Source organism: Arsenicibacter sp. R0_47 (assembly GCF_057652235.1).
This window is the reverse complement of record NZ_JBYFCJ010000131.1, coordinates 1-293: the sequence shown is the minus strand read 5'-3', so window position 1 is coordinate 293 and position 293 is coordinate 1. Positions and strand designations below refer to the sequence as shown.

General features: G+C 52.6%; 1 protein-coding gene. It reads right to left on the bottom strand.

Translation table 11 applies throughout. The features are described from left to right. Positions 1-293 (bottom strand): hypothetical protein (locus AC23NW_RS36335; protein WP_487455611.1); only part of this gene is annotated, 293 nt, incomplete at both ends.

Genomic DNA, 293 nt, shown 5'->3' with positions numbered 1-293 from the left:
TTGTCAAAGCTATACTCAACACCCGTTGATGGCGAAGAAATCGTGATCGCTCCCGTCGAAACGGCACAGGTCGGCTGCACCACACTTGCCGTTGGTGCAGCTGGTACAGTCGGAGCGACATTAACCGTCACGCTCACCGGCCCCGATTCGCAACCCGAGACGACAGACCGCACCTTAAATTGGTAAACACCCGAAGCTAAATCACTCTTTATATTACCTGCCTGATAGCTAACGCCGTTGTCGAAGCTATACTCAACACCCGTAGACGACGAAGAAACCGTAATCGCTCCAGT